The organism is Paenibacillus sp. YYML68 (genome assembly GCF_027923405.1).
GTDB lineage: Bacteria > Bacillota > Bacilli > Paenibacillales > NBRC-103111 > Paenibacillus_G.
Map to the genome: position 1 here is coordinate 4,186,391 of NZ_BQYI01000001.1, position 19,207 is coordinate 4,205,597.

Annotated in this window: 18 protein-coding genes; 5 read left to right on the forward strand and 13 right to left on the reverse strand. The window is 52.9% G+C overall.

What is annotated here, in order from left to right; all coding sequences use genetic code 11:
- Nucleotides 1-20 precede the first annotated feature (20 nt).
- The 4 genes from PAE68_RS18675 to purU all read right to left on the reverse strand — a co-directional run bounded on the left by PAE68_RS18675 (nucleotide 21) and on the right by purU (nucleotide 3,680).
- Nucleotides 21-881 carry a CPBP family intramembrane glutamic endopeptidase gene (locus PAE68_RS18675; protein WP_281889483.1) on the reverse strand — a complete coding sequence of 287 codons (861 nt, stop codon included), beginning with the start codon at nucleotides 879-881 and terminating at the stop codon, nucleotides 21-23.
- A 100-nt stretch (nucleotides 882-981) separates the two neighbouring features.
- The gene (locus PAE68_RS18680) at nucleotides 982-1,857 is read right to left on the reverse strand and encodes an ATP-grasp domain-containing protein (RefSeq protein WP_281889485.1); all 876 of its coding nucleotides are present in this window, start codon (nucleotides 1,855-1,857) and stop codon (nucleotides 982-984) included.
- A complete protein-coding gene (locus PAE68_RS18685) occupies nucleotides 1,851-2,780 on the reverse strand; it encodes an ATP-grasp domain-containing protein (protein WP_281889487.1) in 930 nt (309 codons plus the stop codon). The genes PAE68_RS18680 and PAE68_RS18685 overlap by 7 nt, the downstream gene beginning before the upstream one ends.
- Before the next feature lie 39 nt (nucleotides 2,781-2,819).
- A complete protein-coding gene (gene purU, locus PAE68_RS18690; RefSeq protein ID WP_397379066.1) occupies nucleotides 2,820-3,680 on the reverse strand; it encodes a formyltetrahydrofolate deformylase in 861 nt (286 codons plus the stop codon).
- Between the two features lie 384 nt (nucleotides 3,681-4,064).
- Here purU and PAE68_RS18695 point away from each other — a divergent pair, with 384 nt between their 5' ends.
- On the forward strand, nucleotides 4,065-4,226 hold the full coding sequence (locus PAE68_RS18695) for a glycoside hydrolase family 113 (RefSeq protein WP_281889491.1): 162 nt from the start codon (nucleotides 4,065-4,067) through the stop codon (nucleotides 4,224-4,226).
- Nucleotides 4,227-5,348: 1,122 nt separating this feature from the next.
- Here PAE68_RS18695 and PAE68_RS18700 read toward each other — a convergent pair.
- Complete coding sequence (locus PAE68_RS18700) at nucleotides 5,349-6,227, reverse strand: substrate-binding domain-containing protein (protein WP_281889493.1); 879 nt, start codon at nucleotides 6,225-6,227, stop codon at nucleotides 5,349-5,351.
- 218 nt (nucleotides 6,228-6,445) lie between these two features.
- Between PAE68_RS18700 and PAE68_RS18705 the strand changes: the two genes are divergently transcribed.
- Nucleotides 6,446-7,270, forward strand: coding sequence for a pentapeptide repeat-containing protein (locus PAE68_RS18705; protein WP_281889495.1), 825 nt, complete (start codon nucleotides 6,446-6,448; stop codon nucleotides 7,268-7,270).
- A 10-nt stretch (nucleotides 7,271-7,280) separates the two neighbouring features.
- Entirely contained in the window at nucleotides 7,281-7,640 is a 360-nt protein-coding gene (locus PAE68_RS18710; protein ID WP_281889497.1) for a hypothetical protein, read from the forward strand.
- A gap of 170 nt (nucleotides 7,641-7,810) precedes the next feature.
- On the opposite strand, the gene PAE68_RS18715 is transcribed toward PAE68_RS18710, so the two are convergent.
- Nucleotides 7,811-8,071 carry a hypothetical protein gene (locus tag PAE68_RS18715; protein WP_281889499.1) on the reverse strand — a complete coding sequence of 87 codons (261 nt, stop codon included), beginning with the start codon at nucleotides 8,069-8,071 and terminating at the stop codon, nucleotides 7,811-7,813.
- 113 nt (nucleotides 8,072-8,184) lie between these two features.
- Here PAE68_RS18715 and PAE68_RS18720 point away from each other — a divergent pair, with 113 nt between their 5' ends.
- A complete protein-coding gene (locus PAE68_RS18720; protein WP_281889500.1) occupies nucleotides 8,185-8,511 on the forward strand; it encodes a hypothetical protein in 327 nt (108 codons plus the stop codon).
- A 95-nt stretch (nucleotides 8,512-8,606) separates the two neighbouring features.
- Complete coding sequence (locus PAE68_RS18725; RefSeq protein ID WP_281889502.1) at nucleotides 8,607-9,620, forward strand: helix-turn-helix domain-containing protein; 1,014 nt, start codon at nucleotides 8,607-8,609, stop codon at nucleotides 9,618-9,620.
- Between the two features lie 19 nt (nucleotides 9,621-9,639).
- Here the strand turns inward: PAE68_RS18725 and PAE68_RS18730 are convergent, their stop codons facing one another.
- The 7 genes from PAE68_RS18730 to PAE68_RS18760 all read right to left on the reverse strand — a co-directional run bounded on the left by PAE68_RS18730 (nucleotide 9,640) and on the right by PAE68_RS18760 (nucleotide 19,028).
- Nucleotides 9,640-11,163, reverse strand: a complete 1,524-nt coding sequence (locus tag PAE68_RS18730; RefSeq protein WP_281889504.1) for an alpha/beta hydrolase — start codon at nucleotides 11,161-11,163, stop codon at nucleotides 9,640-9,642.
- Nucleotides 11,164-11,342: 179 nt separating this feature from the next.
- Nucleotides 11,343-12,875 carry a sulfatase-like hydrolase/transferase gene (locus PAE68_RS18735; RefSeq protein WP_281889506.1) on the reverse strand — a complete coding sequence of 511 codons (1,533 nt, stop codon included), beginning with the start codon at nucleotides 12,873-12,875 and terminating at the stop codon, nucleotides 11,343-11,345.
- Between the two features lie 45 nt (nucleotides 12,876-12,920).
- Nucleotides 12,921-14,483 carry a sulfatase family protein gene (locus PAE68_RS18740; protein WP_281889507.1) on the reverse strand — a complete coding sequence of 521 codons (1,563 nt, stop codon included), beginning with the start codon at nucleotides 14,481-14,483 and terminating at the stop codon, nucleotides 12,921-12,923.
- A gap of 47 nt (nucleotides 14,484-14,530) precedes the next feature.
- Nucleotides 14,531-15,649, reverse strand: coding sequence for a galactonate dehydratase (gene dgoD / locus PAE68_RS18745; RefSeq protein WP_281889511.1), 1,119 nt, complete (start codon nucleotides 15,647-15,649; stop codon nucleotides 14,531-14,533).
- 66 nt (nucleotides 15,650-15,715) lie between these two features.
- Nucleotides 15,716-16,549, reverse strand: a complete 834-nt coding sequence (locus PAE68_RS18750) for a carbohydrate ABC transporter permease (RefSeq protein ID WP_281889512.1) — start codon at nucleotides 16,547-16,549, stop codon at nucleotides 15,716-15,718.
- A gap of 13 nt (nucleotides 16,550-16,562) precedes the next feature.
- A complete protein-coding gene (locus PAE68_RS18755) occupies nucleotides 16,563-17,516 on the reverse strand; it encodes a carbohydrate ABC transporter permease (RefSeq protein WP_281889513.1) in 954 nt (317 codons plus the stop codon).
- A gap of 12 nt (nucleotides 17,517-17,528) precedes the next feature.
- Nucleotides 17,529-19,028: an extracellular solute-binding protein gene (locus PAE68_RS18760; RefSeq protein WP_281889515.1), complete on the reverse strand. Its 1,500-nt coding sequence runs from the start codon at nucleotides 19,026-19,028 to the stop codon at nucleotides 17,529-17,531.
- Nucleotides 19,029-19,207 lie beyond the last annotated feature (179 nt).

Below are 19,207 nucleotides of genomic sequence, written 5' to 3' on the forward strand. Positions count from 1 at the left end.
TGCCATGAAGCTATCATCAATCACCTAGGAAAAATAAGGCCGCTGAACGCAAACAGCACATTCATCACGATATGCATCAGCACGACCGGCAGCAAGCCGCCAGAGCGCACCGTTACGCCGCTCATGATCATGCCCGGCAGTGCGAATAGCACGCATATACTCCACGGAAACCCAATGGAATAGTGATACAAGCCGAAGGCGACACCTGCAGCAACCACCGCTAAGCGAGGACCGAGCTCATCAGCTAGACGACTTAACACAAGGCCGCGCCACAGCAGCTCCTCGAGCAGCGCATTGACGACCGCGAAGCCGAGCGCTGCGCCGAGCAGCGGCCCGATCCGTTCCGCATCGACGAAGAAGCTGAACGACACTGTCACAACGACAGCGAATATGAGCAAAAACCGCCACATCGGATCGCGTATCCCGTACCAGATGAACGGAAATTGGATCGGGGCGGTAAAACTGCCCCAAGCTATGTAATGAATGCGCGGCCGCTTCAGCACCATGAGGAGTGCAAGTGGTGTGATATAACCGAGCACGCTGAAACGAGACAGCACCACTGTCCATTCATGTGAAAGCTCCCACGCTTGCGCAGCGTCCAGCAGAAGCACCTTCAGCGGCACCGACAGCCCATAACCGCACGCGTAGGCGGCGCTCGTGAGCACGAGCACCTGCAGCGCTCTTGGCGCTGCAGCACCGACCGCTGCCAGCAGCAAGGCGAGCGCGAATGGCGTGTAGAGCGTCACGAGCGGCTGAAGCGCCGTGAAGGGCACGTTCTGCGCAAGCTGCTGTGACAGCTGCACGAGCACGACGACGACCAGTGCGAACAGCGCAGTAAGCCAGAGCTTGGGGCGTATGCTTTTTACCTGTAGATCCGCCATCTGCTACCTCCCGCCGTCCCCGTCGACTGATATATATGCCGATTCCGAGCTTAGCTGACCTGCACAGGCTAGTCGGATGCTACGGATTTACAGACGATCCTCACGAAGCCTCATCCGCATGAAGCTGCTCGATGATCCAGCTTAAATAGAGACGCACAATATTAACTTCACTGTGTAGCGACAGTGTCCGACTGCCGACCACGTCCTCCAGCTCGTTGAAGACGAATTGTCCGTGCTCATCGAACATGAAATCAATTCCAGCCATGCCGAGCTCGATCAGCCTTGTAATTCGATCCACCAAGCAGCGCTGTTCTTCATCCAGCTCATACAGAGACGAATCACCGCCGAGCGAATGGTTCGCCCGGAAGTCGTGCTGCGAGCTGCGGAGCACTGCCCCGACGATGCGCCTACCGATAACGAACACTCTCACGTCTCGCCCCGGCTGCGCCATGCGCTGCAGCACGTACGATCGGCCTCGCTCGCCCGATTCCACATAGTCTGTCAGCTCGCTCAAGCTGTCGACGCGGTGCACCTCCGTGCCGCCACGTCCGTCTACTGCCTTCAGCACCATCGGGAAAGTCAGCGACTGGAACGATGCCGCTTCATATTCATGCTGATGAATGAAGTACGTCTGTGGCATCGGAATGCCATGCTGCGCTAGCCATTGGTACGTACGCGCCTTGTGATTGGCGAGCTCCGACACGGCGGAGCTGTTGAACACCTTCACCCCGAGCAGCTCGCACTGCCTCGAGAACAGGCTGTCGATGTTGCGCATGATCACGAACGTCGGCAGCTTCGCCTCCACGCCATGTTCACGGATGAACAGCCCGCCACTGTGCGCGCCGAACACGAGTCGCTCCTTCAGCTTCAGCTGCAGCCGCAGGCCAAGCTGCTCCGCCTCATCCAGCATCCACCGTATGTAATCGCGGTTGCGCGCCGCATCTGCTTCATTATAGACGAGCCAGCCTGTCAGCATGGAGCATCCCCCTTGCGGCTGCCATCGGCGGCGTACAGCACCGAGCGAATGTACCGGAACATCGCCTCAGCTAGATCGACTCCGGTGCAGTCGAATATGTTTTTAAAATGCGCATTCGAATTAATCTCACACAGCACAGGCTCACCGTCAGGCCCGAACAGCAGATCGACCCCGGCGAAATCGGCGCCTACGAGCTCCGCGCACCGAACGGCGAACGCCTTCTCCTCGTCCGTCGGCTCGTATGGGAACATGCGCCCCCCTGCCGTTACGTTCGCCCGGAAGTCGGTCTCCGATCGGCGCAGCATCGCCGCTGCCGCCTCGCCACCGACGACGTTAATCCGTACGTCACGGCCGTAGCTCGACGCTACGAGCTCCTGCAGCACGTAAGGCTTAGCGCCTAGCGACTTCAGCCGCCCGATGAGCTCCTCCTCACTTGCGATCAAATACACCTGCTCCCCGAACGAGCCGTACGCCTCCTTCAGCACGAGCGGCAGACCGAGCTCAGCTACGATCGACGGCACACTCGACACGTCCTCCAGCTCGAAGCCTTCATATAGAAGCGGCCCTGTAACGGTCTTCGGCATCGTTACGCCGTGTTCAGCCAGCACCTCATACGTGCGCGACTTATCGTCGCATATTTCGATCGAGGAGGCGCTGTTGAACAGCCGGAAGCCCATCTTCTCCAGATGCCGGGCAAGCCGGATATCTTTATCCCAGAAGAAAAAGAAATCCGGCCTGTAGTCGGCATACGGTCCAAGCAGCGTACAGCGTCCATCGATCACCGCAGGGATGAGCCGATGATTGCCGATCAGCTCAGGCTCGAAGCCGTGTCGCTTCGCGGTGTCCGACAGCCAATGGAGCTGCACCATAAATTTATCAGATTGCAAATGTCCATTATATACGATGCCGCACTTCGGCTTCATCGTGCCACCTCCTGCAGCCGACAGCTGCCGACGGTACGACTAATTGAACACAACCGTCTTGTTCTCATGAATAATGATGCGATCCTCGATGTACCACTTCACCGCTCTTGCGAGGACGACGCGCTCGATCATGCGGCCGATCTTCTTCAGCTCGTTAGCATTCTCGTTATGGGTGACGCGCTGAATGTCCTGCTCGATGATCGGACCTTCGTCCAGCTGCTCGTTCACGAAGTGGGCGGTTGCGCCGATAATTTTGACCCCGCGAGCGAACGCGCGCTCGTAAGGCTTCGCGCCGATGAACGCTGGAAGGAACGAATGGTGAATGTTAATGATCCGATTGCGGTAGGCCGCAACGAAGTTCGGTGTCAGAATCTGCATGTAGCGGGCCAGCACGACGTAATCGACCTTGCCGTCCAGCAGCTTCAGCTGCTGCTCCTCGGCCAGCTTCTTGTTATCCTTATCTACCTGAATATGGTAATACGGAATACCGAACTGCTCGGCCAGCGCCGCCGAATCCGGGTGGTTGCTCACGATCATCGGGATGTCGACATCCAGATCGCCCGACTTCCACTGCCACAGCAGTTCGACAAGACAATGATCCTCCTTGGATACGAAGATCGCCATCCGCTTCTTCCGCTTCGCCAGCGAGAGCGTGTAGTCGATGTTCAGTCCGAGCGCCTCGATCTCTTGACCGATCTGCTGCTCCCGCTCCTCGATGCCCGGCATGTCGAACTCGATGCGCATGAAGAACATGCCGCTCGAAGGGTCAGTCGAGTATTGATCCGAGGACACGATATTCGCATTGTGCTGATATAACAAATTCGATATTTTCGCTACGATTCCCGGCTGGTCCGGGCACGAGATTAGCAGCTTCGCTCTTACGTTGTTCGTTTCGTTCATAACAGTAGCTCCCTCTTTCCTAGCACATATCTTCATATCATATTCAACCAACCGAAGGCTACGGCCGACACAAGAAAATAAGCATCCGATAGGAGCTGGATGCTTGAGCTTAAGCCACGTCTCGCCACGACGGCGAAGCCCGTTGATTTGCTATTAACTATACTTGTTTTTGCCCATTTTGTCTATCTTACTTCCTATTATATACCAGTAAATCATCGTCCTCAGAGATGTAGCTACAATCATTGATTGACCGATTGTTAGCATGAAGTTATTTTAAGTTATGTAAGTTATATAACAAAATTTATCACGTAAAAAAGAGGCGGTTCGAATGAACAAATCCTACGCAGCGGGCATGACTTGGGACTGGACCGGTATTCGCGGCGAATGGGGTCTTGCGGACCGCGGAGCGAATCCGCGCAAGCGGCCTACTACGAGGCCATGTTCAGCGACAAGCGGGACTGGGTCGGCGGCTTCATGCTGTGGGACTGGCAGGCACACCTGTATGAGCGTTCAAAGTCAGCGGCCGACGACGATTATTGCATGTAAGGCAAGAGCGCCGAGCGCATCGTACGCGAGTATTACACAAGCAAGCAGTAGGGGGAACTCGGAGGCTTTGATTTCAGGAGGAGATGACACGATGAAGGGGGTATCGTAACCATTCACCAACAGCTCCATTCCGATCCTCATATGCGGAATAGACTTTCAGATCAGATAGTTTCCTTAATGAAAACTCAGTGTCAAGGCTATAGTAACCATCTTTATCTCTAATCATCGTAGAAGTAAACCGATTACTTAGATGACTTTAGGATTACCAAGTTGTTTTTTATAGTTACTAGCTCCACGTCAGTAGCAACCAACTCTTGATTTAACCCATGCATATCACCATTTGCTTGAATAAGAGCAACTTGAGAGTAAATCCGAATAGAGCGACTAGGTGACCCTTCAGAATCACTCATAACCCAAATAGATCCATCCGATGATTTTATTATTCGTCTAGGAATCTGGCTTAATCCAGGCACTTGTTTAGCAATTCCATCTTTAACAACGAAGGTATAAATCCATATGTGCTATCCCATTGTGTTTCCCAAGAGAATTCATCACGAGTAAATCTCCAAGTTAAGGGAAAATACGTAATGTCCTTGTATACAATCAAAGGGTATGATTCTTTAGTGTTATCAAGCTTTTTACCATTCACTGTTACTGAAAAGGGTGGAATCGATGCAGCTTGAATTTTATCTATGGAACTAGAAGTGCGAGGTTTTACAGCTATTGCTTTGGGGGTTGATTTAGTAATTGTTAATCCTACATTTTCATTCCAATTTACGTCTAGCGCAAGGGTTGACAGTAATCCCATGTCATTGGAACATAGGTGATGTCTTTATATAGCAATAGAGGGTATTGAGCACTTTCGTTTTCAATAGTAACGCCATTCATTTGAATCGGAAATGGCACCTTCTCAACTGGAGTGGAACTTGTCGCGGATGTAACTGCATTGGACATTAGGGTTAAACTTACAGCAATCATGAGGGCCGTAGCTTTTCTTATCATTCTCACTTCGTCTCCTCCCGGAAAATAGATGTGCATCATAGACGAGGGGATCTTTATGTTAGTATTAAGCGCATCTGGATTAACCAACGATTAAAATATCCAAGAATTCTCCCTCACGCACTAAGACGATTGCTCCTGCGCCGTCATCGGGCCTGCCGTCGACTCGCGGTAGAACACCTCGCCTGACAGGAGCAGCTTCTCCATCGGAGTCTGCTTGCGCTCGATTCGACCGAGCAGCCGCTCCACCGCACGCTCACCGAGCGACTCCTTCGGCACGTGCACCGTCGTCAGTGCGGGCGACGTCTGGTACGAGCTCTCGATGTTGTCGAAGCCGGTCACGGATACGTCACCGGGCACCTTCACCCCAAGCTCCTTCAGCGCTTGCATCGCGGTCAGCGCAATCGTGTCGTTCGCGCAGACGAGCGCAGTCGGCGCTGGACGACCGCCACGGCCTGATTCCAAGTCTTCAATAGACTTCACACTCTTCAAGTCGTCTGATATATGCTGATGACCTCCGATGATCGCTCCGCTCTCATCGTATTGGAGCTTCCCTTGGTAGACGCCGAGAACGACGTAGGCTTCCTCCTGCGTAATAGGGCCGTTGTATGGTGCGAGATATAAGGCAACCTTGTCGTTTCTTCTCATTGCTCTGGAATGCTCATACGTATATTCCACGTTATTCATGATGCCTCCGGTTTCCAGAACCTGAATCGTATCCTGCTTATTCTTGTTGCCCTTCACCACTTTGCTGATGCTAACTGTTGAGATCGTGAAAGGCATATTCTTATATTTGAAGCTCTTGGTACGCTGTACCTCTGCGAGAACAATCAGATCCGCTTGATCATTGAGTTCTTGGATCGAACTGAAGTATTGAGATATTTCACCGTGGGAGTTGACGGTGTATATCGGAATTTGGAATGCATATAGAATCGATACTGCAGCTAACAAGACTAACAATAGCAGTCTAGGAATTGTTATTTTAATAGCGAAGTTAGACATAGGGGTTCCTTCCTGTTCCTTGTTTAGTGAAGTGAGAAACTCACGTGATATACTGATATTATACTGGCTTTAATCCCTAAACTTTTATAAGATTCAATTTACATCCAATATTACTATTGCTATCATAATGTATCAATATTTTCTTGCCTCCTCTAGAGTTTGAGATTTCAAGAACATTACCACGAATGGAAATAAGCGGAATATAGGAAGTGATGAGCATGTATAATGATTTCATATCAGATTGTACGAATTGCTTTGGATTATGCTGTGTAGCTTTACCTTACGGAAAATCAGCTGATTTTCCTATTAATAAAGACGCTGGTGATCCGTGCCGTCATTTATGTTCAAATAACTCGTGTGCGATACACAATAGATTAAGAGTAGAAGGCTTTCGCGGGTGTGTTTCATATGAGTGTTTCGGTGCTGGACAGAAAGTTTCACAATTAATATTTCATAATAAAGATTGGCGTGAAGATGTAGACCATGCCAACGAAATGTTTGCTGTATTTCCAATAGTTCAACAATTACACGAAATGCTTTACTACCTCAAACAAGCCTTAGCATTACGCGAGACTACATCCATTAAGCTCAGTCTGCAGAAGATCTATGAAGAAACAGTCGAGCTAACCATAAAGCGTCCAAAGGAAATTCTAGAAATTGATCTTGCAGCTCATAGAAGCAAAGTTAATGCTCTATTAACTGAGACAAGTAAGATGTATAGAAACGACAGGAATGATGCCGGTGAAAAGCAAAGGACCAAGAAGGATGTAGACTTCATAGGAGCAAACCTAGAAGGATTAACATTACGAGGCAAAGATTTTCGCGGAAAGCTGATGATCTCATCAAGCTTAAGAAACAGTGACTTGAGAAGGGCTGATTGGATTGGGGCTGACCTTAGGGATGCAGATTTAAGTGGGGCAGACTTAACAGATGCCCTCTTTCTTACACAGTCGCAGCTCAATTCAGCAATAGGGGATGTCCATACTAAAATTCCATGGTTCTTAGAGAAGCCAAGCCATTGGTTAAACAAAAATAACATGTGAGGTATCTCTTATGAGAAGAAGAATGACGATATGGAGCTTAGCCTTGGTTACACTGCTGTTGATTGGTAGATTTTTGTACACAGAATGGCTTGCACCGCCGGTAGATATAAAAGAAGTAGAACCGAAAGTGATAGAACACCTAGGACGTAAAGGCGAACCCGAAGATCGCTACGATCTATCGATCAAATATTCCTGGGAGAGTAGATGGCTTGGATATGACCCCTATGTTATTAAAGTAGTATTCAAGGATGAGCCTGATGCCATATATCACTATACTTATGATTACAAATCCAAACTAAAAGAGGTACGCCAAACGGGTATTGCTCCTATGAACGACAGAGACGATAAAAATTTCAAGCATATGGAATAACAATTCGATGCTGGACAATAACACCTTGCAATAAACAGACAACAATGCCTAGGAAGAGCTCAGTCTCCTCCTAGGCATCCACATCCCTCGTTCTATTGCTAATATGGCCACACCCTGCCCAGCGGCTTCTCCGCCTGCAGCATGCGCACGAGCAGCATATGCCGCAGTTGCTACAGCGCGTCCGCGTAAGCCGGGTCGGTAGCGACATTGCGGTACTGCATCGGGTCGCAGTCGAGGTCGTACAGCGCTTCGCGGCCGTCGGCCTCGCAGAGATAGCGGTAGCGGGACGTGCGGATGTTGCGCCAGCCCTTGAATTCCATTAAGGCGCAAGCCTTGCCGCTGGTCGCCTCGCCTCGCAGCACAGGAGCGAGCGACTGTCCCTGCAACTGCGGGTGCAGCGGGACGCCTGCGCATTCGAGCAGCATCGGCACGACGCTATGCTCAAACGATGGGACTTTAAAACCGACTCGCTCTTCTTCCGCGTGCTGCTCGGCTCCTGACCGTCATACTCGTGCTCATGTCCACCCACAGTCTGGAGCAAACGGTGACCCACTATGAGTCGCGGATGGAATTCATCCGCAACCAGATGCTCAACCTGTATTACAACGAGAAGCTGCGTCTGGTGCACAACCAGTTCGTGACGGGGCAAGGCAAGAACGTTAACTATTTACTCGTAAGCGAGGTGTGGACGACGATCCGCAGCATGAATGCGAACCCGCTCCTTCCGCTCGATAATACTTCGGCAGATGCTTCATGCGATCTCGCAGCAGAAGCCGCCGAAGCCAGGCAGCACGCGACCGATTGCCGAGCTCGACCGCATTCAACAGAAGCTGACCGAGTACATGTCCTCGATCCGTCATATGGATCTTGACGATTCATTCGAAGCAGCCTGTTCCGAGCGGAGGCGAGCTGACGGACAGCCCGTTCACGCTCATTCTGTAGCAGCTTCGTCTGCGCTCGAAGGCGATGCCGGAGACGACGATGTCGCCGGTGAAGGCGTCGTATTTTATACGCGAATATATTGATCTGGCCGTCGCTGAACGGTTCCCACAGTCGAGGACGCTGCAGCTGGAGCATGATGAGATCGTGACGGTGCTGTTCGGAGAGGCGGAGCCTAGCGTGCTGATGCCTAAGCTGAACGCGCTGAAGCAGGTGTTCGATCGCGATACGGATTACTATGTCGTGACGATTGCGGTTAGCAGTCGCTATGAGAAGCCGTCACAATTCCAGCAGGCGTATGGAGAGGTGCGGGGGCTGGTGCTACAGCGCAGTCTGCAGGCGGCTACCGAGATTATGACGGAGAAGCGTCCGTCTAGCGAGCATGCGCCCGTCTCCGCGCAGCAGGAGCAGACGCTCTACACCCACATCCGCGAAGGCAATACGAGGCTCACTCAGGAGCTGCTGACCGCCATCGTCGAGCAGATAGACAAGAAGGGCGCGACTGCGCACCAATTCCAGCAGCTCGCGCTGCGCCTGATAGAGATGCTCGGCGAATGGAGCAGCAAGCAGCAGTTGGAGCTCGCAGACGACTTCGACCTGACGGCGGCGCACGCGATCCGCCAGTGCTTCACGAAGGAGGAGCTGCTCGCCTACCTGCAGCGGACGTCCGCCGAGGCCGCCGAGCAGTTCGAGTCGGCGAAGAGCCGTAAGGATGTGCCGCTTGAGGTCGTCTTCCACTACATGGAGAGCCAGCTCGCCGAGGACATCTCGCTCGAGCAAGCCGCCGAGCGGCTGAGCTGGTCGAGCGGATATTTATCCAACTACATCAAGCAGAAGACGGGGCAGACGTTCAGCGAGCATCTGCAGACGCTGCGCATGAACCGGGCGATGGAGCTGCTGGGCAGCACGAACAAGCCTGTGAAGGACATCGCCGCCAGTGTCGGCTACTACAATGTGACGTCCTTCAATCGGCTATTCAAGAAGACTACCGGCTTGTCGCCGGGGGATTATCGGAAGCGGGTGAGCTTGGGGGTGGAATAACACCAAGAAGTCAGTTCTATTAAACCTGATTTTCCGATTTAAGAAATTGATACAGCTCAATCAATTTATCATAAACACTCTCATCATATGGCTTATACATTCTAGCAGTATCATAAAATCGGATTGCTCTTGAATATTCACCCTTTGACTTTTCTTTTTCGGCAACCCATAATGCTAATTCTGCTATACGTGTCATTGTTCGTTCCTTCAGTTCAATGAACCATCTGTCATACACTCCCGGCAAAAAGTTCGTCTCTGGAACTCTGCTTAATAGTTTTAACGCTTCAACGTATTTCGTATGGTCATTTTGTTGAGTGTCAATTAACTTCATATTTTCAATGAGATCCACGATATCTGACTGAAGCTCACACTTTAACATGACATGTTCATGATCTGTATGTAATAGCGTCACATGCGGCAGAGGCACGAACAAGAGCTTCTTCAAGTAATTCAAGTATACCTTCAAATTACGAAGTGCTGTCTTTAATGGAACGTCTGGGAACAGCGCGTCGCATATTTCTTCTCTCGTACAGGACGGGTGAAAGGTTAAGTAAATTAAGATGTTTTTGGAGTAACGTTGGTTCCATCCATCTATGTGCTCTTCACCGTTAATCTGAACTCGGAATGAGTGTATCAAGTCCACTCGTAATGAAATGGTCGATTCAAGCTTGACAGCAGCCTGATAAAATAACGTGCTAACGACTTTCGTGAGATCTATCCCGAGGGGTGGTGACTCTGAAGGCAGCATCGTTTCAGGATTGCTTAAGAAATTGTATATTGTTGTCGCCGTCATTTCCGGTTGGTCAACAAACGTCATATTACTTGAGCTGTTTATGACTCGAAATACACCATGCGGAGCAAGCTTTGACGCAATCTCGATGATGCTCGGTGGATAAAGCTGATCCTTCTCCCCAGCGATAAAAAGTGTAGGGTGCTTAATATTCGATACAAGCTGGAGCTGTTCAGATGCAGAGTACAGCTCCATGATACTAAAGTAGCATTCATAGGTTGTCCTGGAATAGCAACGTATGATTTTATTTACCTCCGGGCTATTAACAGGTTCTAATGTAATATGTTTTGCGATTTCTATACCAACTGGCACTAGTGAACCATTATCTGCAATTTTTTTCCGAAACTCTCTTCCTCTTTCTAGTACAGACTTTGGAAGAACGAAAGTCGCGCCGATAAAGGCCATCGATTTTACGTAATGTGGAAACTTAAGCGCTAACAAAGCTGATACATTAGTTCCTAGTCCATGTGCCACGATATTAAATGAAGTTAGTTCTAAAAATGCAACTAAGGCTCCGATATCCTCTACGAATCCATCAAATGTCGGTTTAGTTGCCAAGTCATCACTCTGACCATGTCCGCTTAAATCAAGAACTACGATGCGATAATATTTTCTAAGAATAGGAATCATGCGTTCCCAAAGCGTAGAATCTAGACCCATTCCATGAATAAGCAACAAAGTGTCTTCATTATATGTAATCGCTTCAAAGATTTCATAGTAAATTCGTCTATCATCCAACTTTAGGTAACTCACATAGACTCCCCCAGCTGTTATTCACAATGAAAGTAATATTTATATTGTATATGAAAAAACAACCAGTAACCAGTAGCCAGTAAGCAAAAACACCCCCTAGCGCGAATTCACTCCTCGCCATAGGGGGCATATTGGAACAAGCTCCATAGTACCATGCGACTGACTTGATCGGATCACCCTTACTTCCTCGTCAACGTCTTCACAATCCCTTCGTTCCTCAGTAGCCGCTGCAGCTTCGCCATGTTGTCCGCCTGCATAAGCTGGTAGCCCGTTACCGTGTACTCCGGCTGCTCCAGCTCCTCGTAGCTGATCTTCGTCACCTCCGACTGCCACGTCTTCAGACGCGAGAGCAGCTCGTCTCTCACCGCTCCATAGGCAGGGTCCGCGAACAAGTTATTCATCTCCTGCGGGTCCGTCTCCAGGTGGTACAGCTCTCCCTCCACGACATCATCGCGGAACATCGACGTATACTTCAGATAATGGTCATGAAGCAGCCGATCGTGGATGTCCTCCTGATTCGGGTACCAGGTGAGCTTCCACGGTCCCTTGCGAATCATCAGCGCGGGCTTCGTCTGCAGTCCTCCAGCGAAGAAGTGGGCGAATACCTCCGACTTCCCAGCACCCTCCTCCTTCTCCAGCAGCGGAAGCAGCGACCTCCCCTGCACACGGCCCGGCACCGCCATGCCTCCAGCATCCAGCAGCGTCGGCATAATATCTACGATTTCCGCGAAGTCGTCGTATGTGCCCTTATACTTGGAATGCGGGAGCTTGATCATCAGCGGGATCTTCATCACTTCCTCGTACATGACCCCCCACTTCTCGATGAAGCCATGCTCGCCCATCATGCTGCCGTGGTCCGACGTAAAGACGATGATCGACTGATCATAGAGACCCAGCTGCTTCAGCTTGTCGATCACCTGCCCGACTCGGTCGTCGACATGAGTGATCAGGCCGTAGTAGCTGGCGATTGATTGGCGGTAGTCCTCCTCCGTCAATCGGTCGAAGCCGCGGGCGTGGTAATAATAACGGTTCGTCAGAGGCTTCGTCCGCAGATCCTCATTCCAGCTCGCAGGCAGCGGCATGTCGGAGTACGCATACATCGAGGCATACGGCTCCGTTGGAAAATACGGCGTATGCGGATCGAGCAGCGACAAGCGATGGAACAACGGTCTATCGCTGTCCTTCAGCTGATCCAGTCGGCTCACATACGCCTCGGTCATGATCGAGTCAGGCGTATCCTCAGGCCGCATCGCATTGACACCGTGCATGACGAGCGAGATTTCCCCCTGATTCTTGTGAAACACGCTCCGATTCAGCGCCTCTTGATTGTCCGGTCCGAAGACGCTGGCTTGGACGCCTGGACGCGGATAATGCTCCTCGAAGCCGAAGCTGCCGGGCGTGTTGAAGTGAATTTTGCCATAATTGATCGTATGGTACCCGCCTCTGCTCATCACTTCATACAGGGACTGCTCATCCTCGATCGGCGCGAAGCCATTGTCCAGCACGCCATGACTGAAGCCGTATCGTCCTGTAGCCAGACTCGTACGAGCCGGAGCGCACATCGGACAATTCGTATAGGCGTTCGTGAAGACGGCGCAATCTTCGGCCAGCGCATCCAGATGCGGGGTACGTACAATCGGATGACCCATGAAGCCCAATGCATCAGCACGCAGCTCGTCCGTCATTATAAAAAAGATATGTGGCTTATGCATAATTCATACGCTCCTCTCCTCCATGCTCACGTGCGGCTCATGCGTCTACACGATCCACTGTCTACGCGGCAGCGGGTCCTCCGTCTCGATCAACGCATCCAGCATCATCTGGAACAGCCGTTCACGTACACTCGGCTTCAGCAAGTCCGGCCATAAGTTGTGCAGCTCCTCCGGGTCCTTCTCCAGATCGAAGCATTCGGCATAGGTGTAGCTAGGCATATAGGTGAATCGATATTGATCGGTAATGATCGATTTCATATGGAACTCGGTCGAGGTCTTGTTAATGACATTGGCTTCGCCCTCTATCTCCAAATTCAAGTGATAGGGCTCATGCCGATGCTCGATGAGCGCATAGCTGCGATTGCCCTTCGTCTCCCCTGCAGCTACATGACGAAGCGTCGTCCCCTGCACCCCGTACGGTAACGGGTCCGCACCCGCTGCATCGAGCAGCGTCGGTACCACATCGATGAGACTCGCGACCGAGCTGACACGGCGTCCTTCACTCGCCACACCCGGCCAGCGCACGATGAGCGGCACCCGTGTCAAGCCTCGCGTATGCACGGCTCCCTTCAGCCATAGGCTGTGATCGCCGAGCCACTCCCCATGATCGGAGGTGAAGACGATGATCGTATTGTCGTACAAGCCCCGCTGCTTCAACGCCTCGACGATGCGCCCGATACAATCGTCCACGAGCGTGACATTGCCGTAGTAGTGCGCGATAATCTCCCGCTCCTTCTCCTCCGAGATCGACGCCCAATGTCCACGGTTCAAGTAATGTCCAACATGACTCGGCGGCTGCTCCCCCCACTCCCCGGCTCGACGGACAGGCAGCGGCATGTCCTCTGGCCGGTACATGTCGCAGTACGGCTTCGGCGGATTGAACGGCTCATGAGGCTCCTGGAAGCCAACCCACGCATAGAAGGGCTGGTCCGCATCGCCCGATGCTCCGTCGATGAACTCGATCGTCTTCTCCGTAATCCATGTGGACGAATGCAGCTCTAATGGAACGGCCGACTTCCAGCTCGGATAGCGAGGGTCTGTCGGCTCCAGCGCAGCATCTTGGGCGAATAAGCGAACGTGCTCCGGATGCTCGCGATGCACCCACAGCCCGTAATGCCCGCCGTACATGCCGTAGCTGCCGTGTCCCATCGACATCTGCACGTGATCGAAGCCGTAATATGGACCCTGGAACTGGCTCCAATACGCCCAGCAGTCGTCGTGCGAGACTCCGTTGTTCACCTGTACCGCCTCTGGATGGAGCGCCGGATCTCCTGTGTACGGTGTGAAGTGCGCCTTGCCGATCAGGCCGGTCCGATAGCCGCGCTGCTTCAACAGCTCGGCTATCGTCGTCTCCTCCTCACGAAGTGGGATGCCGTTCCGATATAGCTTATGCGCTCGGTTGTATCTGCCGGTCAGCAAGGTTGCCCGAGAAGGCATGCACAGCGGATGTGTGCAATGCGCATTCTCGAACAGCACCCCCTCCTGTGCCAATTGATCCAGATGCGGCGTCCGAACGACACGGTTGCCATAGCAGGCCAAGCTGTCTGCCCGCTGCTGGTCGGTATGAATGAATAAGATGTTCGGCTGTTGCTGCCGTTGCTCCGTCATGACAGACTCCCCTTTCCTATGTAAAAATGACTGCTTTCACTCCGACCCTACCATTCTGCGAAGGAGCCGTCATCCTCGTGCCGCCACGTCGGCGATTCCCATTCCCCCGAGTAGCGAAGTGCCTCGACCTTTTCCTCATCCAGCTCAATGCCGAGGCCCGGCTTCTGCGACAGCTCGATATAGCCCTTCTCGCATACGAACGGCTCCTTCAGATAGTCCTGACCTAGCGTAACATGCTCCTGTGCCAAGAAGTTCGATGCATGGGCGGACACCTGGAGGCTGGCAGCCAGATTGATCGGCCCCAGCGGATTGTGCGGTGCGAAGCCCGCATAATACACCTCCGCCATCGCCGCGATTCTGCGCGCCTCGGAGATACCGCCGCAATGGGCAAGGTCGGGCTGAACGATCGCAGCCGCCTGCTTCTCCAGCACCTCGCGGAAATCCCATCGACTGTACAGCCGCTCACCCGTGGCGATCGGAATGGACGTCGAGCGGGCGATCGTCGCGAGCGTATCGACATTTTGCGGCAGACACGGCTCTTCAATGAACAACGGGTAACAGCCCTCCAGCTCCTTGGCAAGCCGGATCGCCATTGCCGGACTCACCCGACCGTGAAAGTCGATCGCCATGTCGATATCCGGTCCGATCGCATCCCGGATCGTCTCCATCCGTTGCAGCTGCTTCTTGACATAGGACATCGGCTCGAGGAAGTGCGCCTTCTCCGACAGTACCGTCTTCACGAGCGTGAAGCCTCTCTGCACGGCCCGCTGCGCCTGCGCGCGGAGCTCCTCCAACGATTCCCCATCGACGTGGGTGTACAGCTTGATGCGGTCCCGCACCTTCCCGCCCAGCAGCGTATAGACCGGCACGCCGAGCGACTTCCCGAGAATGTCCCACAGCGCTTGATCGATGCCGCTGATCGCACTGGTCAAGATCGGACCGCCGCGGTAAAAGGTTCCCCGGTACATCGTCTGCCACAGCCGCTCGATGTCTCTTGGATCTTGACCGATCAGATGCGGCTCCAGCTCCTTCACAGCCATCTCCACCGTTCTGGAGCGTCCCTCGATCACTGCTTCCCCGAGCCCGGTGATGCCCTCATCGGTATGAATGCGCAGGAAGGAGAAGCGTGGTCGTACATGAATGATTCCTAGTCTCGTTATTTTCAAGCTCAGCACTCCTTATCCATATTCAACGCGTTCGCTCGCCTGCTAAGCGGCAAGCCCCTTTACGCTTTACCCTTTAACTGCACCTGCCAGGCCTTCGATGAACGACCGCTGGAGCAGCAGGAATACAATCAGAATCGGCAGCACCGACAGCAGCGCGCCTGCCGCGAAGCCCGACCAATCGACGGAGAACTCGCCGAAGAACGAGTACATGCCGACACCAAGCGTTCGTAATTCGGGCTTGCTTAGAGTGAAGATCAGAGGCAGCAGGAACGAATTCCACGCCCCGATAAAATTAAAGATCGTCACCGTCCCGATGACCGGAGCCGACAGCGGGAACATCACCTTGACGAACGTGGTTAGAAATCCAGCGCCATCCATCCGCGCCGACTCCTCCAGCTCAACCGGCACCTTCGCAAAGAAGCCCATAAACAGTAGGATCGCCACGATATGAGCCGGTCCAGCCTCGGCAAGAATAATGCCCGTGAGCGTATTGTTCAGCCCCATCGCATGGATCAGCTTGAACACCGGGATGACCACGACTCCCTTCGGCAGAAACATCGTGGCGACCAGAATGCCGACGATCCACCTCTTGCCGGGCATATTCCCTCTGCCCAGTGCGTAGCCCGAAGTGGCCGAGATCAGTACCACCAGGGCGACAACCGATACGGAGATCACCAGTGTATTGAGGAAGTACGTATCGAAATTCGCCCGCTCCCATGCTCTGCCGAAGTTGCTGAGCGTCCATGTCTTGGGCCAGAGGCTCAGTCCGTCCATCAGCATTTCGCTGCTCGTCTTGAACGAGGAGGAGATCATCCAGATGAACGGATACGACCATACAAGCGTAAGCAGGATGAAGAGGATGTGCGTGCACATGCTTTTTAGGCGATGAATACTCGTCATAGCTGTTAATCCCTCACTTCCTTCTCAATGTGCGCACAACGACGCCTTGAACGAGCGTAATCAGCATAATCGTCAGACCGAACACCAGCCCGGCCGCAGAAGCGAAGCCATAGCGAGGCAGAGACATCTCCGGGTTGAAGGCGTATCGGTACACGAACGTATCGACGACGTCGGATGCATAGTTCGGTCCACCCTGCGTCAGAGCTTGAATCAGATCGAACGGATGCAGGCTCTGCATGAAGGTCAGCAGCAGAATGACCGCCCCGATCGGCGCGACCAGCGGCACCGTTATGGAGAAGAAGGTCCGCTGCCTCGACGCACCGTCGATCCTCGCCGCTTCATACAGATCCTGCGGGATCGTCTGCAGCGCGGCCAGCCAGTAGATCATGGTAATCCCAATGTTTTTCCATATCGAGATCCCAATCGCGGTCGGAAGCGCCAGCTTCTCCGAGCCGAGGAAGTTGATCGGCTCAGTCAGCAGGCCGCTGCCGAGCAGCGCTGCATTGATCGGTCCGCCTGCAGGATGCAGCAGCACGTTGAAGACGAGTCCGATCAGCGCCGTCGTCGTCACGACCGGGAGGAAGATCAGCAGCCGATACGCATTCCGTCCACGCAGCATCGCGTTATTCAGGACGATCGCAAGCAGTAGGGCTAGTGGATATTGGATCGCCAGATGGGCCAGTGCGAAGACGTAGTTATTCGTGAAGGCGTTCCAGAAGTAAGGATTGCTCACAGTCTCCCGAAAGTTATCAAGACCGACGTAATCGGTCGCAGGACCGACCCCGTCCCAATTGAAGAATGCGTAGTAGATGCTCCCGGCCATCGGCCACAGCGTGAACAGGACGAACAGAATGAGCATGGGCATGATGAACACGTAATGCCAGGCATGACGACGGATACGTCGGAGGAGGAAGGTCTTGCCCTCCAGAGCAAGACCTTCCGGCGCAGCAGTTGTTACAGCACTCATTGCAAGTCCCCCTTACTTCAAGTAGTTTTCCATCGGGTTCCAGTCGGCAGGGGCGATGAAGATGTCACGGCTCACACTGCTGCCCTTCCCTTTGTGCTCTGCAAGCTGCTTCTCGATCACTTGATCAACGAGCGCGTCGAATTCCTTCGCAAGCTTGCCATAGTCCTTGTTGCTGATGATCGACAGGTTGATTAATTCCTTCACATCTGGCTTCGGCACACCCGCCATAATGGAGGAGAGCAGCTTCTCGCCATCTGGATGTCGATTACCAGGGTTCGGCGCAATCCGCAGATCCTCATAGGCAAGGTCAAGCAGCTTCTTCGTCATAGGATGAATATCGTAGTCTCGCCATAGGACGGCCGGCAGGTTGGTCGTCTTCGACCAGCCTTGCTGGAATTCCTTCGTGCTGAAGAACTCGATCACCTTGAACGCTTCCTTCGGGTGCTTCGACTCCGACGTAATGCCGAAGTACGGATCAGCCGCACCGTACACCGCCTTATAGCCCTTGCGGCCCGTATCTGGCACAGGTGCGGTCGTCATACCGAGCTTCAAGCTCGGATTCAGCTTCATCATCTCATTGGCATAGAAGAACGGTCCGATGTACATGGCGACCTTACCGGAGGCGAACTGCGTGAATAACGTCTTGCCATCGACCGACTCCCAGCCAGGGACGTATACCTTCTTCGCCGCCATCTCCTGGAAGAGCTGCACCGCTTCGGTCAAGGCCGGATTGCTCGCGGCGGACTTACCTGTCTTCGTATCGTAGATCAGGTTGCCTTCCGTCACATGCGCATCGTGGTAGCGGTCGTTCGCCGTTTCGTACAGCTCGATCACCTGGATATGCGCGGCGTCCTTGCCATTCAAGGAGAATCCGTACACTTGACCCTTCCCTTGCTTCGTGATGCTCTCCGCCATCGTCGTCAGCTCCGACCATGTTCTCGGCGGCTCGTTATAGCCGAATTGCTTCAGAATGTCGATATTATAATAGAAGGGACGGAAGGCCGGCGTGTTCTGCTCCGTATACGGAATCGAGTACAGCTTGCCATCCAGATACAGCCCGCTATGCGGTGTGAAGAAGGTGGACGGGAAGCGCTGCTTGAACGAATCGGTGACGAACGCATCCAGCGGCTGAATCCAGCCCTTCTCATAGGAGATGCTCATCTTCGTCGGAAGACTCCCGCTCATCCGAATAATGTCAGGCGCCTCGTTCGAGGCGAACATTAGCGAGATCGTATTGCCGTACTGATCCGTTGGGACAAACTGCAGATCGACCTTAATATCTGCATGCCTCTGCATGAATTGCTTCAGCTGCTCCTTGTAGAACTCCTCTTCCCCGGATACTCCGATGGGGAGCACGACCTTGACCGTCTTGACCGCTTGCTGGAGCTCTCCAGCCTTCTCAGCGGTCGGAGTAGAGCCTCCGTCTCCTGAACAGCCTGTAACGGCTGCCGCGATCAAGGTGGCTCCTACTGCAGTAATACCAACCTTCGTTGTGATGGGCCATAGCTTCATATGAATGACCTCCCTTTGTGTGATGCTATAATCATTTCACATTTGGTCTGTCGCTGCATATCCCACAATATTACGAACGATAGCGTCAATTTTTATGAATGTCGGATCGGGAATTGATCCTCGCCCTCTGTGCTTGTATAGTGTGAATCAGAACAGCTGGCATCACCGACGAATAGGAG

Coding starts and splice junctions, on each gene's coding strand:
- PAE68_RS18675 (WP_281889483.1), bottom strand. CDS start 881: ATGGCGGATCTACAGGTAAAAAGCATACGCCCCAAGCTCTGGCTTACT.
- PAE68_RS18680 (WP_281889485.1), bottom strand. CDS start 1,857: ATGCTGACAGGCTGGCTCGTCTATAATGAAGCAGATGCGGCGCGCAAC.
- PAE68_RS18685 (WP_281889487.1), bottom strand. CDS start 2,780: ATGAAGCCGAAGTGCGGCATCGTATATAATGGACATTTGCAATCTGAT.
- purU (WP_397379066.1), bottom strand. CDS start 3,680: ATGAACGAAACGAACAACGTAAGAGCGAAGCTGCTAATCTCGTGCCCG.
- PAE68_RS18695 (WP_281889491.1), top strand. CDS start 4,065: ATGGGGTCTTGCGGACCGCGGAGCGAATCCGCGCAAGCGGCCTACTAC.
- PAE68_RS18700 (WP_281889493.1), bottom strand. CDS start 6,227: ATGTCTAACTTCGCTATTAAAATAACAATTCCTAGACTGCTATTGTTA.
- PAE68_RS18705 (WP_281889495.1), top strand. CDS start 6,446: ATGTATAATGATTTCATATCAGATTGTACGAATTGCTTTGGATTATGC.
- PAE68_RS18710 (WP_281889497.1), top strand. CDS start 7,281: ATGAGAAGAAGAATGACGATATGGAGCTTAGCCTTGGTTACACTGCTG.
- PAE68_RS18725 (WP_281889502.1), top strand. CDS start 8,607: ATGCCGGAGACGACGATGTCGCCGGTGAAGGCGTCGTATTTTATACGC.
- PAE68_RS18735 (WP_281889506.1), bottom strand. CDS start 12,875: ATGCATAAGCCACATATCTTTTTTATAATGACGGACGAGCTGCGTGCT.
- PAE68_RS18740 (WP_281889507.1), bottom strand. CDS start 14,483: ATGACGGAGCAACGGCAGCAACAGCCGAACATCTTATTCATTCATACC.
- PAE68_RS18750 (WP_281889512.1), bottom strand. CDS start 16,549: ATGACGAGTATTCATCGCCTAAAAAGCATGTGCACGCACATCCTCTTC.
- PAE68_RS18755 (WP_281889513.1), bottom strand. CDS start 17,516: ATGAGTGCTGTAACAACTGCTGCGCCGGAAGGTCTTGCTCTGGAGGGC.
- PAE68_RS18760 (WP_281889515.1), bottom strand. CDS start 19,028: ATGAAGCTATGGCCCATCACAACGAAGGTTGGTATTACTGCAGTAGGA.